The organism is Sorangium sp. So ce375 (assembly GCF_051473855.1).
Taxonomy (GTDB): Bacteria; Myxococcota_A; Polyangia; order Polyangiales; family Polyangiaceae; genus Sorangium.
In genome coordinates, this window is sequence record NZ_CP150335.1 from 3197097 (window position 1) to 3209764 (window position 12668).

Below are 12668 nucleotides of genomic sequence, written 5' to 3' on the forward strand. Positions count from 1 at the left end.
GCGCATCTGTTGTGCAGAACACGCAAACGGTGCATCTGCCGTGCAGGACACGCGATCGGCTCGTGCCGTTCGAGGCTTGCTCGCACCGGGGCGTGGAGGTGCATGTCGCTTTATCTCGCACCTTCGTCGGTCTGGCGCGAGTCGCGGGTTCTCTTGGCGGGGAGGAGCGGCGCGGCGGCTTCCGTCAGGGCAGGGAGATCGGGAATGCCGTCGCCGCCGCTCGCGCGTCGCCGGCGCTCGGCGGCGCGGCTGGGGGCTCGGGCGTGGAGGGCTGCGCGATCTCGCCGGATTGCAGGAGGCGCGCGCGCACGAGGTCGCGGCTGACGCCGAGCAGCGCCGCCGTCAGTCCGAGGTTGCGCTCGCAGCGGCGGTACGCGGTGCGGAACACGATCTCCTCGACCCGCTCGTGCACGTTCGGGAAGTTGCCGTCGAAGAGCGCAGCGATTGTGTTCTCGAGCGTGGCCATCGGCCCGTCGAGCCGGCCCGGCGCGCTCGACGGCTCGAGCGCGGCCGCCTTCGGGCGGAGGCTCGTGAACCGCAGATCCTTCCGCGTCACGCGGCCTGCGCGGCAGACGAGGAGCGCCTGATGGATGACGTGCTCGAGCTCGCGGATGTTGCCCGGCCACGTGTGCGCGAGGAGGCGCTCCACCGCGGACGACGTGAGCACGCCCGGCGCGGGCCCCAGGCGGCGCCCGTACGTGCCAAGGAAATAGCGCGCGAGCGGCAGGATGTCGCCCGGCCGCTCGCGCAGGGCGGGGACCGCGATCGCGGCGCTGCGCAGCCTGGAGAGCAGGTCCTCACGGAACCCGCCGACGGCGACAACGTCCTCGAGCGGGACGTTCGTGGCCGCGATGATGCGCACGTCGACGGGCACCGGCGTCCGTGAGCCGAGCCGGGTCACCTCGCGCTCCTCCAGCGCGCGCAGCAGCTTGATCTGCACGCCGAGGGGGAGGTCTCCGATCTCGTCGAGGTAGAGCGTGCCGCCCTCGGCGGCCTCGAGCAGGCCGCGCTTCAAGGCGAGCGCCCTCGGGGAGGCCCCTTGCTCGTGGCCGAAGAGCTCGCTCTCCGCGAGCGCGGGCGACAGCGCCGCGCAGCTCACGGCGAGGAAGGGCCGGCCGCGGCGCGCGCTGAGCTCGTGCACGTGCCGCGCGATGATCTCCTTGCCGGTGCCGAGCTCGCCGGTGATGAGCGCGGCCGCGTCGCCCGCGGCGACCTGCCTCGCGCGGCGGAGCAGCTCTTGCGATTTGGCGTCCTCGAAGACGAGCGCCTTGGCGCGCTCTGTCGGCGCCGTGGTCGATTCGGGGTTGGGGAGCGTGAGCAAGCGCATGGGTGGTCCTCGGAGCACCGCCTGCGGTCGGTGCGTGTCCTGCGTTCGCGTGCGATCGAGCGCGCCTATCGCGGCGGACGGCGCCGCGCGCCGCCCTCCTCCCCCTGGCCGGCTCTCAGGCCGCCACCCCGCGCGCCGGCAGCGGGAGGCCTTCGCGGATCACGCTGTCGATGAAGGGCCTCACGATCTCTTCCAGCTTGCTCCCGAGCTCGTCATCGATGTCGAGCAGCCCGTCGTCCCCGAGCCGGAGCGCCTTGTCGAGGAGGAACAGGCCCGCGACGACGTGCCGCGCGCCGAGCGACTGGAGGACCGGGCGGAGCCCGTAATCGATGGCCAGCACGTGCGCGAGCGTCCCGCCCGTCGCCAGGGGGAGCACGGCCTTCCCCGCGAGCCCGAACTGCGGCAGGAGGTCGAGGAACGCCTTGAGCGCGCCCGTGTACGAGGCCTTGTAGATGGGCGTCGCGATGACGACCCCGGAGGCCTCGGCGACGATCCGCGCCGCGTCCGCCACGGCGGGGGAGTCGACGCGACCGGACAGGAGATCCTCGGCCGGGAGCTCGCGGACGTGGACGGTGGTGACGCGAAACCCCTCGCGCACGAGCCGCGCCGCGACGCGGGCCGCGAGCGCCGCGGTCTTCGAGCGCGCAGAGAGACTTCCGATGATGATGGCAATGCCTGACATGAGCGCAGCATAACAAGGCCCGCGCGCAGTGTCTACTATAACGGATGAATTGTCCGTCCAGGCGGATCTCGCTGCCGGGCGTCGGCCCCGGGGAGGGGTCGTGTGTGGGCGCGCGTGGGAGGATCGGTGTCGGAGCGCAAGAGAAGAAGAGGGCGCCGGCAGGGGACTGGCGCCCTCCTCGTGAGCGAGCGCTCTCTCTCTCACGAGCGCTCGCTCGCGGTCAGTTCGCGAACCGCACGTTGTCGAGGTAGTACGGACCGGAGTTGCTGGTCACGTTGAGGTTGAACTGCAGCTTCACGTCGCTGGCCCCTGCGTTCAGCGCGCTCTTGGTGGCCGTCGGCAGCTGGGCGAACTGGATCGTCACGAACTCGCCCCGGGTGAGCGGGGTGAGCGGGACATTGCCGGCCCACTGGTTGTGGATGCCGGCCGAAGGGATCGAGATCAGCACTTCGATGTTCCCGACCCAGCTCGGGTTCGGCTGGACGGGGGACACGAAGAGATCGAGCGTGATCTTGTCGCCCACCGGCGCGAGGTTCGCCGAGCTGAAGCTCGGGCTGACGATCGCGTTGAACGAGGAGGGCGTCTTCACCTGGAGCGACGAGATGCCCTCCATCACCCGGCCCGTGTGGACCGAGAGCTGGGCCTGCGCCGACGTCCACGCGCCCGGCTTCTCGAACCCGAGGATCGGGTCGTTGAGGAGGAACTCCGCCATCACGTTCTTCCGGAACGGGATGAACACCTCCGTGAGAGCCTCCGAGATCTTGAAGCGCTGCGAGCCCGGCTCGTCCGGGTCGGCCTCCAGCTGCTCGGAGGTCTGCGTGAACGGCCTCAGCTTCGCCAGCGTCTCGCTCGTGCCGAGGTCGAGCGCGACGCTCGGGTTGCCCGTGGCGTCGCCGATCGGCTCATGGCACCCGCTGCACGACAGGGAGAACGCGCGCCCCACGATCTGATCCGGGGTGAGCGCGCTGCCCATCGCGGTGAGCTTGCTCTGGATGCTGGTCCTGAGGGCCGAGGCCCCGGCGCCGAACGTCGTGAAGTAGTTGTTCTGGAGGCCGATCATCTGGCTCTCTCCGGCGTTCATCGTCGTCGGATAGCTCGGCTCCAGGGCGAAGCGGTTGATGTCGTCCGCCGCGGCGAGCCGCTCGACGAGGTTCGGGAACGACGTGCTCCTGAAGGCGACGGCGCGCGCGTCGGTCGAGGCGGGATCGAAGAGCGGCGCGGCCGGGTTGTCCTTCACGAACGAAGGGGTCACGACCAGCGTGCCGCTGCTCCCCGAGCCGCTGTGAAGGAGCCTGAACTCCCGGAGGTTCCATGTCGTGAAGGGCTCGGGCGGATCGCCGTCGACCTCGGGGGCGAAGAGGAACTCGTTGGTCCGGATCTGGCCGCCGAACGGCCCCGCGTTCTGGCCGTAGTGATCGATGTGGAAGACGGGCTCGAACCCCCCGGGCAGGCCGTCGAAATAGAAGGAGAGCAGCTCGTCCCTCCGGGCCTCCAGGCTCTTCGCCGGATCCGACAGGTGGTACCAGAAATCGACGACCGGGCGGCACCCCTGGCGGCCCAGGCTCGGGGTCGGGTTGGGCAGCCGGCCCTCGAAGATGATGAAGTTGCGCATCTGGAACGCCCCCTCCGGGATGCCCGAGCGCCTGGCGAAGACGACGCGGTACTCACCGCAGTTGGCGCCGTCCGGTGGGGCGAGGTCGAAGCGGTTCGACAGGGTCGTGGCGACGTACGCGTTCGAGGCCTCCTCGTCGGCGAAGGGATCCCTGTCGGCCTCCTCGCCCACGACACGGGGGCAGTCGATCGGCCACCCGTTGATGGATCCGGCCGAGCCGGGGATCACCACGTCATCGCAGTGCGGGCCGAGGCCGATCCCGTCCGCGGCCTTCCGGTTCGTGTCCATGAACTGCCGGAAGAGCTGGAGGGGCGTCAGGCTGACGCCCGCCTGATCGATGAGCTGCTGGAGCACGTCCTTCAGCTTGAACCCGCCGAGGATTTCGGTGTTCGTGACGACGAGCGAACTCCGCTCCTTGATCGGGAAAGACAGCGAGAGCGCCTGGCCGGCCTGCGCGATCTCGCCGTCGGCGAGATCGGCCGGAGCGCCGTCCGTGGGCGAGAGATCCGCGCAAGAAATCGGCAGAATCGCGAGCGCGGCCAGCGCGGCGCGCCGCGCCCCCTGCCACGCGCCGGAGGAGGCAGAATCAGAATGAGAGCTCACCGGACTGCTCGAACTCGACAGCTTCGACGACATGAAACCTCCTGAAATGACCACGACGAACGGCGGAGCCGCGCGCGAGCACGAGGACGCGCTCGCGGATGGAAGGGAGCAGCCCGGGGAGGACGACCGCCGGCGAGCGCGCGCGTCGGTCCGCAAAGGGACGACGCCCGGCGCGCGCCTCATGAGCGACGTGCCTCGCCGCGGCCAGCGCTGCCACGGCAGCCTGGCCTCATCGAGCCGCTGGATCCACCGTTCTTCGATGAAACGCCAGGGCGCCGGCGCCTGTCGACGCGGCCGCCCGTGAACGCGGGCCGTATGTTAATACTGTTTAACTACGAGGCAAGCGATAGGAGAGGTCGTGTTCGACTTCGTGTTCATTTTTCACGGTCCGTGCGAGCGTCGATGTCGCGTTAATTTTTCGCGGTCCGTGGGAGCGTCGATGTCGCGTTAATTTTTCGCGGTCCGTGGGAGCGTCGATGTCGTCGTCCTGGCATAGGGGACGAGATCCTGCTCGTGTGCTCGAACGTGGGTATGGAGCTCGCGGGTGCAGTCGTGGTCGTGGAGGCAATCACCGGACCGCGCCGACGATCCGGCGCAGCGGCTCGGCGAAGGAGCTCGATGGATACCGCGCGAAGAACGCCGCCGCGCGCGCCCGCGCCTCGTCGGCGCGCCCGAGTCGCGCCAGCGCGCGGATCGCGATGAACTCCCGCTCTTCCGAGAGCCGCCCCTTCGGGAACTCGGCCTGGTGCCTCTCCAGCGCGGCGAGGGCGGCCTCCGGATCCTGCGCGAGCGCCGCTCTGGACGCGTCGACGAGGTTGGACTCCCGAAGCAGGTCGTCGCTGTCCGCGCCGGTCGCCTCCGGCGCCGGCGGCCGGGTGCTCCGCGGCGCCTCGCGGTGAAGGGTGGATGGAGTCGGGCGCGGCGCCGTGGTCGCGGGCGCCGTGATCGCGGGCGGCTCGGCTGCCGGCGCTTCGGCCGGCACGGTGCCTCCTGCGCGCGAGAGCAGCCGCTCCAGCGGCAGATCTGTCAGCACCGGAGGCGGCGCGGCGGCGCTCGGGTCCTGGCCGAGGGCAGCGTAGAGCCCTGCCCCGCCGACCCCGAGGCTCGACGCGAGGAAGATCCCCTTGACCCACGCCGGCACCGTCGCGCCGGCGCCCGCGGCCGCGGCCGTCTCGAGCGGCGCCACCCGGGCCGCGGTGCGCGCGAGCTCGGCGGAGGTCATCGGGCGGATGGGCGCGGCGGCGCGGAGGAGCTCGCGGGCCCCCGGCGGAGCGCCTCCTCCCTCCTGAATCCATCGCTTCGGATCGCTCATCGGGCCCCCCTGCGCGCGCGCTCGGCCTCGGACTTCTTCAGGAGCGTCGCGAACTCCTTCCGCGCCGCGTGGAGCCGCGAGTAGACCGTCCCGATGGGGACGCCGACGAGGCGCGCGATCTCGTCGCACGGCATCTCTTCGATCTCGAACATCACGAACACGGCCCTTCGATCGAGATCCATGGCCCCGAGGATGCCCTCGAGCCGAAGTTGCGCCTCGTGGCGGGAGGTGATCTCCTCGGGGCCGCGCGCGGAGTCCGGCACGTCGTCCACCGGCTCGCCGAGCCGCTCGCGGCGCGTGTGGGCGCGGCGGCGGTGCGACGCGGCGACGCGGCGGCAGATGGCGAAGAGCCAGGTCGTGATCGGGCAGGCCCAGTCGAAGGACGGGAGCCGCCGCTGGACGACGACGAAGACGTCCTGGAAGGCGTCCTCCAGGTCAGGCTGCTGGACGCCGAACCGCTGGAGGGTCGCCCAGACGAAGTCGCCGTGCTCGGCGTGCAGGGAGACGAGGCTCCGTGGCGGCTGCTTGGCGTCGGGCAGGACGTCGGCTCGTAAGCACTGCTCCACGGAGGGCTGAATGCCGGTGGCCCGGGGATCCTTCACCAAAATGTGATGCCGACACCGCCGAACGCCGCGGCCGCGAGCGCGCTCTGCTCGAAGCCCGTCGGCAAGCCGCCCTCCAGCTGGAAATTATACCGCGTCAGCGGAACGAAGAGGTCGATTCCGGTCTCGATCCGCAGCGGCCCGACGACGCGGAAGCCGAGCCGCGTGCCCGCCCCGAGGCTGAGCCACGCGCGCGAGCCGACGTCGGTCGGCAGGATGGTGGGGGGGAGATCTTCCTCCCCGTAGATGACGGCGTAAATCGCGCCTGCCACCGCCCGGCCGCAGAGCCCGAAGGCGACCGAGCGGCTCCGGACCATTTCCCAGCACGCGCCGAGCCAGCCCGCCGTGAGCCCGAAGGCGAACGTCTGCCGCGTCGCGTGCTGCTCCGGGAGCCACAGCGCGCCCGTCTCGAGCGTCCACCGCGGCAGGAACGACCACTCGCCCGACAGGGCGACACCGGCCGCGGGCGAGGGGATGACGCCCACGGAAGCGAACCCGCGCCAGGCGACCGAGAGCCGGGTGGGCGGCGGGCCCTCGGCCGGCGGCGGCGCGACCTTGGCTTCCGCCGGCCAGGGGAACGGCGGCTCCGGCGCCCGCTCCGCTGCCGGAGGGCGCGCCGGCGAGGGCTGGGGGCGCGGCGCCTCGGCGGCCGGGCGCGGCGCCTCGGCGGCCGGGGAGGACAGGCCAGCCTCGGGATCGGTCGTCAGCACGATGTGCACCGCCGCAGCGGCCACGATGCCGTCGCAGCTGAGCCCGTGGTCCGAGAGCTCGCGGACGGTCGCCGGAGCGCCGTCGCACAGCTCGGTCCGGATCGTGGCCGACCAGGCCCCGGGCTGCCCCTGCACCACGGCCTCGATCGAGGCGGCCTTGCCCGTCGTGACGAGCTCCCGCCCGAGCCGTCGCGAGATCTCGGCACGGAACCGGGACGCCGACGGGCACCGCCCCTCCGCGCCGGCGAGGCGCACCCACGACACGTCCGCGGCCGCGCGGTCGCACTCCGCCCGCGCCAGGGCGGGCGTGAGCGCCGCGCAGGCGCCCAGCGCCGAGACGAGCGCGCGTACGGTCGGCGCGCTCACAGGCCGCGGCCTCCCCTCCGTTCGCTCGATCGATCGGCCGAGCGGCCCCCCTTCGGGGAAAGAGGCTGCTTCGTACAGCGGGCGCGCCGTGGCGGGGCGAATGTTCGAGCGATTGCCAAACGGATCGTCGCTCCTGTACACCCGGATCGTCGCTCCTGTACACCCGGATGATTCGCGAGTCACCGGAATTTCGGGCGGATTGAGGCGAACGCCGTCGGTGGGCGAGATGGAGATCCGGTATTCATCCATCCGCGAGCCCGCCCCCATGCACTCCCGCCCGACCACCATCGGCGTCCTCACGCCCTTCCTCGACGGCTTCTATTTCACCGCGATCCTCCGGGGCATCCATCAGGCGGCGCAGCAGCGTGGTCACCGCGTCGTGGTGATTCGCGGCACGCCCGCGTACGTCCAGGCGCCCTCGCTGGCGCGGGACCAGGTGGACGGGTGGATCGTCGTGCTCGCCACAGACGGCATCGAGCGCCTCGCGCAGGAGCGGGTCCCGCTCGTCACGGTCAGCTCCTGCGCCCCCGAGGCGGGCTGCCCGACCGTGATGCCGGACAACCGCGAGGGCGTCCGGAGCGCGGTGCGCCACCTGATCGAGCACGGACACCGGCGCATCGCGTTCGTCGGCTGCATGGATCAGGACGACATCCGCGCGCGCTTCGACGGCTACATGGAAACGCTCATCGAGAGCGGGATCCCCTTCGATCCCGGCCTCGTCTTCGACGCCGAGGACAACTGGCACTCCGGCGGTCGGCAAGCCGCAGAGGCCCTCATCGCGCGCAGGGGAGAGCTCACGGCCGCGGTCGTCGCCACGGACAAGAACGCGCTCGGGCTGATGGAGGCCCTCCAGGCCGCGGGATACCGCATCCCCGACGATCTGGCGATCGTCGGCTTCGACGACATCGCCGATGCGCAGTGGTCGAGCCCTCCGCTGACCACCGTGCGCCAGCGCTTCGACGCGCTCGGAGCGCTCGCTTGCGAGCTCGTGCTGGCGCAGCTCGCCGGCCAGGTCGTCCCGTCCGGCCCCGCGTTCGCGCCGACCACGTTCGTCAGGCGGCGGACGTGCGGCTGCGATCCGCTCCAGGGCTTGCGCCGCCGGGCGGGCTCCGCGACGGATGAGGATCTCGGCGGATCCATCGACCGGCAGATGGTCGAGCTGCTCCTTCGCCTGCCGCTCCCGCGCGAGACGCCCCCGACAGCCGTGTGGCCCGGCGTCGCGGCCGTGATCGCGGGGTATACCGCGGCGCTCGAGGGCACCGCGCCCCCGCCCGCGGCCGAGATCGACGAGGCCTGCCAGCAGGCCTCTCGCCTCACGGCCGACGTGGAGAGCCTCATGGGGGTCGTCCGCCTGCTGGGCCGGCTCGGGAAGCGACGACGCGCACGCCTGGACACGGAAGCTGCGGAGTCGGCGGAGGCGCGAGCCGAGGAGTTCCAGGAGCGACTGCGCCTCTCGCTCACCCTGGCTCGCGTCGAGGCCGAGCGGCAGTTCGTCGGCGAGCTCGGGACGCTCATGCGATCCGATCACGAGGTGAGCCTCACGCTGCTCGGCAGCACCCAGGAAGAGTCGCGCTCGCTCTCGTGGCTCGACTCGACCGCCGCGGTCTGGGGCTGCCTCGCGCTCTGGGAAGACAGGACGACCCGCGCGCGCCTCGTCATCGCCGGCGTCTACAGCCGCGATGGCAGCCCGACTCCGCCGCTCGGCGCCGTCTGCGCGCCGGAGGCCTTCCCTCCCGCCGAGCTCTTGCCGCCGTCGACCGCCGGCGGCCCGTTCATGGTGACCCTCCTGCCGATCCGCACGCTCCACCGCGACTGGGGGGTCCTCGCGATCGTCGGCCCGGGCTCGATCGAGGTCGCCGGCGACGAGGGCACCATCGCCATCTGGGGGGCGCTCCTCAGCGCCGCCCTCGAGCGCGACGCGCTCGTGCAGTCGCTCTCCGAGCAGCACGCGAGCCTCCAGGAGGCCTATCTGCGTGAGCGCGACCTCTCGGCCGCCGTGCGCGAGCTCGGCTGTCCCCTCATCCCGCTCTTGCCCGGCGTGCTGCTCGTCCCGCTCATCGGCGAGCTCGACGGGGACCGCGCCCGGCAGATGCTCGAGCGGGTGGTCGAGGGGGTGAGCCGACACGGGGCGCGCTGCGTGCTGCTCGACATCACGGGCGTCGCGCGCGTCGACGCCCAGGTGGCCCACGCGCTAGGGCAGACCCACCGCGCGGCCTCCCTGCTCGGCGCCCGCGTCCGCCTCGTCGGCGTGCGCCCCGAGCTCGCGATGCGCCTCGTCGACCTCGATATCCACCTCGGCGATCTGTCCAGCCACCAATCGCTCGCGTCGGCGCTCGAGGACCTCGCGTCGACAGGAGTCCCCTCGCTCCGCGCGAGACGGAACGACGCGGGTGAAGCGCCGCCGCGTTCGTCGCGCAACGCGATCTCGGATACCGCGCGTCGCAGAGGAACCGAGTGATCCCCACGCCGCGCGCTGAGCGCGCGCGCAGGGCTGTGGGCTCCCGCCCTCGACCCCTCGCTCTGTCTGGTCTCGTTCGCCTCTAAGCACGTCTCGAACGTGCATGTCGTCTCCCAGGGGGCTTGTCGAGCAGGTCAACGTGCTGGAGGCGCGAAACGTGCTGGAGGCGCGAAACGTGCTGAAGGCGCGAAACGAGCTAGACGCGCGGAACGTTGGCGGCACGTTGGCGGAACGTTGAACGATGTGCCGTGTCTCCTCCGGCCGCACGCGTGCTGGACAGGAGATCGGACGCCGGGCGATACTCGATCCATGCGTGTCGGCGACGTCGTCGGGGAGCGTTTCGAGCTGCTCGCGCTCGCCGGCTCCGGCGGCATGGGGGAGGTCTACCGGGCGCTCGATCGGGTGACCGGCGCCACGGTCGCCCTCAAGATGGTGCTCGGGGGAGGCGCGCACGAGGCGCGGTTCGACAGGGAGGCGAGGCTCCTGGCGGAGCTCTCGCACCCGGGGATCGTGCGGCACGTGGCCCACGGGAGGACCTTCTCGGGGAGGTCCTATCTCGCCATGGAGTGGCTCGAAGGAGAGGACCTCTCGCGGCGCCTCCTGCGCGGCCGCCTCACCGTCGAAGAGACGCTGACGCTCGGCGTGAAGGCCGCCGAGGCGCTGGCCGAGGCGCACGCCCGCGACATCGTCCACCGCGATCTCAAGCCGAGCAACCTGTTCCTCGTCGGCGGGCAGATTGGCCAGGTGAAGATCCTGGACTTCGGGATCGCGCGGCGGCTCGACGCGACGCCGATGACGCTGACGGGGGTCGCCCTCGGGACGCCGGCCTACATGGCCCCGGAGCAGGCGCGCGTCGGGTACAGCGCGCTCACGCCGCGCGCCGACGTGTTCGCCCTCGGCTGCGTGCTCTTCGAGTGCCTCGTGGGCGCCCCCGTGTTCGTCGGCGAGAACATCCCCGCGATCCTCGCGAAGATCCTGTTCGGCGAGGTCCCCGCGATCCGCTCGCTCCGCCCCGAGGTCCCCGCCCAGCTCGACGCGGTCGTCCACCTGATGCTCACAAAGGACCCGGGGGAGCGCATCGGCGACTGCGCGACCGCCGCCGTGATCCTCGGCGCGCTCCGGGACGCCGGCGCGCCCGCGCTCTGGAGCGCGCCCGAGCGCCCCGAGGCGCTCACCTCCAGCGAGCGGCGGCTGCTCTCCGTGCTGCTCGTGGGGAGGGAGGCCACGCCGGCCACGGCCGACACCGCGCCGCTCGATCAGACGCTGGAGGTGACCCTGAGCGCGCACCTGCGGAGGGTCGTGGAGGCGCACGGAGGGCACATGGAAGCGCTCGCCGACGGCTCGGCCGTGGTCGCCATCGTCGCCGGGAGGGACGCGACCGACCAGGCGTCGCAGGCGGCGCGCTGCGCGCTGGCGCTCCGGAAGGTGGCCCCGACCCGGCCGATGGCGCTCTCGACGGGCCGGGCGCAGCTGGCGAAGCAGCTGCCGATGGGGGAGGCGATCGACAGGGCCGCGCGGCTGCTCGACGCGTACGAGGCGAGGCGGGCCCACGAGCTGCAGCCCGACCCGCGCGGGCCGCCCATCGCGATCGATGACGTGACGGCGCGGCTGCTCGGCGCCCGGTTCGAGGTGTCCGGCGAGGGCGAGCTGAGGGCGCTGCACGGCGAGCGCGATCTCGCGGGGAGCGCCGGGACGCTGCTCGGCAAGGCGAGCGCGTTCGTCGGGCGGGATCACGAGCTGCTCACGCTGACGACGCTCTTCGGCGAGTGCACCGAGGCGGCGGTCGCCCGCGCCGTCCTCGTGACCGCGCCCGCCGGCATCGGAAAATCCCGGATCGCCCACGAGTTCACGCGCGCGATCCGCGCGAACGACGAGCACGTCGAGATCTGGACGGCGTGCGGAGATCCGCTGCGCGTGGGCTCCGCGTTCGGCCTGCTCGGGCAGGCGATCCGGTGCGCGTGCGGCATCCAGGACGGCGAGGCCGCCGCGGCCCGCAAGCAGAAGCTCGTCGCGCGGGTGGCGCGGCACGTCCCCGGCCCCGACCGCGAGCGCGTGGCGGTGTTCCTCGGCGAGATCGCCGGCGTCGAGCTCGCGGGCGAGGAGAGCGCGCTGCTCTGCGCGGCCCGCGAGGACGCGGAGACCATGGGGCGGCAGATGCGCCGCGCGTGGGAGGACTTCCTCGCCGCGGAGACGTCGGCGCGCCCCGTCCTGCTCGTGCTCGAGGACCTGCACTGGGGCGATCTGCCGACCGTGCGCTTCGTCGACGCGGCGCTCGGCTCGCTCGCCGAGCAGCCGTTCATGGTGCTCGGGCTCGCGCGACCGGAGGTCCACGAGGTGTTCCCGGCGCTCTGGAGCGGGCGCGCGCTCCACGTGATCCACCTGACCCGGCTGCCGCGGAAGGCCTGCGAGCGCCTCGTCCGCCACGCGCTCGGCGAGGACGTGGACGTCGAGACGGTGGCGCGCCTCGTCGCGCACGCGGACGGCCACGCGTTCTACCTCGAGGAGCTGATCCGCGCGGTGGCCGAGGGGAAGGGCGGCGCGCTGCCAGAGACGGTGCTGGCGATGGTCCAGGCGAGGCTCGCGGCGCTGGACGGCGAGGCGCGCAAGGTGCTGCGCGCGGCGAGCGTTTTCGGCGACGTCTTCTGCAAGGGGGAAACAATTTCTACACGCAAAAACAATGCTGAGGAGTTCCAATGGGTTGGCGGCTGTGCCCGGCAGGGACAGCGGCTAGCGGACGGAGGCTGGGCAGGATGCGGGCGGGCCATCGGGGCGTCTCCGTACGGTCCTGGCGGTCGCGGGTCGTCAAGGGCGCGGCTTCGGATCGCTGCACCTGGGGCCCGCGCTCGGGGCCGCCGTCGCTCACCATCCAGCAGCTCAACGAGGAGGAACTCGGCGCGGCCGCCGTCGAGTACATGGCGCCGGAGCCGATCGGCGTGGTCTCTCGCCGCGGCGCGGGCGTTGGTCGGGGGGCCACTCGACGCCTAGCCGGCGTCGAG

At 72.2% G+C, this 12668-nt stretch carries 9 protein-coding genes; 3 read left to right on the top strand and 6 right to left on the bottom strand.

What is annotated here, in order from left to right; translation table 11 throughout:
• Positions 1-184: 184 nt before the first annotated feature.
• The 3 genes from WME90_RS12160 to WME90_RS12170 form a co-directional block, all read right to left on the bottom strand.
• Positions 185-1327, bottom strand: a complete 1143-nt coding sequence (locus WME90_RS12160; RefSeq protein WP_437281268.1) for a sigma 54-interacting transcriptional regulator — start codon at positions 1325-1327, stop codon at positions 185-187.
• 115 nt (positions 1328-1442) lie between these two features.
• On the bottom strand, positions 1443-2009 hold the full coding sequence (ssuE, locus tag WME90_RS12165) for an NADPH-dependent FMN reductase (RefSeq protein ID WP_437281269.1): 567 nt from the start codon (positions 2007-2009) through the stop codon (positions 1443-1445).
• Positions 2010-2229: 220 nt separating this feature from the next.
• Positions 2230-4224 carry a hypothetical protein gene (locus WME90_RS12170; RefSeq protein ID WP_437281270.1) on the bottom strand — a complete coding sequence of 665 codons (1995 nt, stop codon included), beginning with the start codon at positions 4222-4224 and terminating at the stop codon, positions 2230-2232.
• A 31-nt stretch (positions 4225-4255) separates the two neighbouring features.
• On the opposite strand from WME90_RS12170, the gene WME90_RS12175 reads away from it, so the two are divergent.
• Positions 4256-4528 carry a hypothetical protein gene (locus WME90_RS12175; protein ID WP_437281271.1) on the top strand — a complete coding sequence of 91 codons (273 nt, stop codon included), beginning with the start codon at positions 4256-4258 and terminating at the stop codon, positions 4526-4528.
• A 264-nt stretch (positions 4529-4792) separates the two neighbouring features.
• Here WME90_RS12175 and WME90_RS12180 read toward each other — a convergent pair whose 3' ends face one another.
• Genes WME90_RS12180 through WME90_RS12190 form a run of 3 tightly spaced genes read right to left on the bottom strand, consistent with a single transcriptional unit; the run spans position 4793 to position 7214 of the window.
• A complete protein-coding gene (locus WME90_RS12180) occupies positions 4793-5536 on the bottom strand; it encodes a hypothetical protein (RefSeq protein WP_437281272.1) in 744 nt (247 codons plus the stop codon).
• Positions 5533-6138: an RNA polymerase sigma factor gene (locus WME90_RS12185; protein WP_437281273.1), complete on the bottom strand. Its 606-nt coding sequence runs from the start codon at positions 6136-6138 to the stop codon at positions 5533-5535. Before WME90_RS12185 ends, WME90_RS12180 begins: the two co-directional genes overlap by 4 nt.
• Positions 6135-7214: a hypothetical protein gene (locus tag WME90_RS12190; RefSeq protein WP_437281274.1), complete on the bottom strand. Its 1080-nt coding sequence runs from the start codon at positions 7212-7214 to the stop codon at positions 6135-6137. The genes WME90_RS12185 and WME90_RS12190 overlap by 4 nt, the downstream gene beginning before the upstream one ends.
• Before the next feature lie 226 nt (positions 7215-7440).
• On the opposite strand from WME90_RS12190, the gene WME90_RS12195 reads away from it, so the two are divergent.
• Both WME90_RS12195 and WME90_RS12200 read left to right on the top strand, forming a co-directional pair.
• Positions 7441-9672, top strand: a complete 2232-nt coding sequence (locus WME90_RS12195) for a substrate-binding domain-containing protein (protein WP_437283598.1) — start codon at positions 7441-7443, stop codon at positions 9670-9672.
• Between the two features lie 309 nt (positions 9673-9981).
• Positions 9982-12657, top strand: a complete 2676-nt coding sequence (locus WME90_RS12200) for a protein kinase domain-containing protein (protein WP_437281275.1) — start codon at positions 9982-9984, stop codon at positions 12655-12657.
• Positions 12658-12668 lie beyond the last annotated feature (11 nt).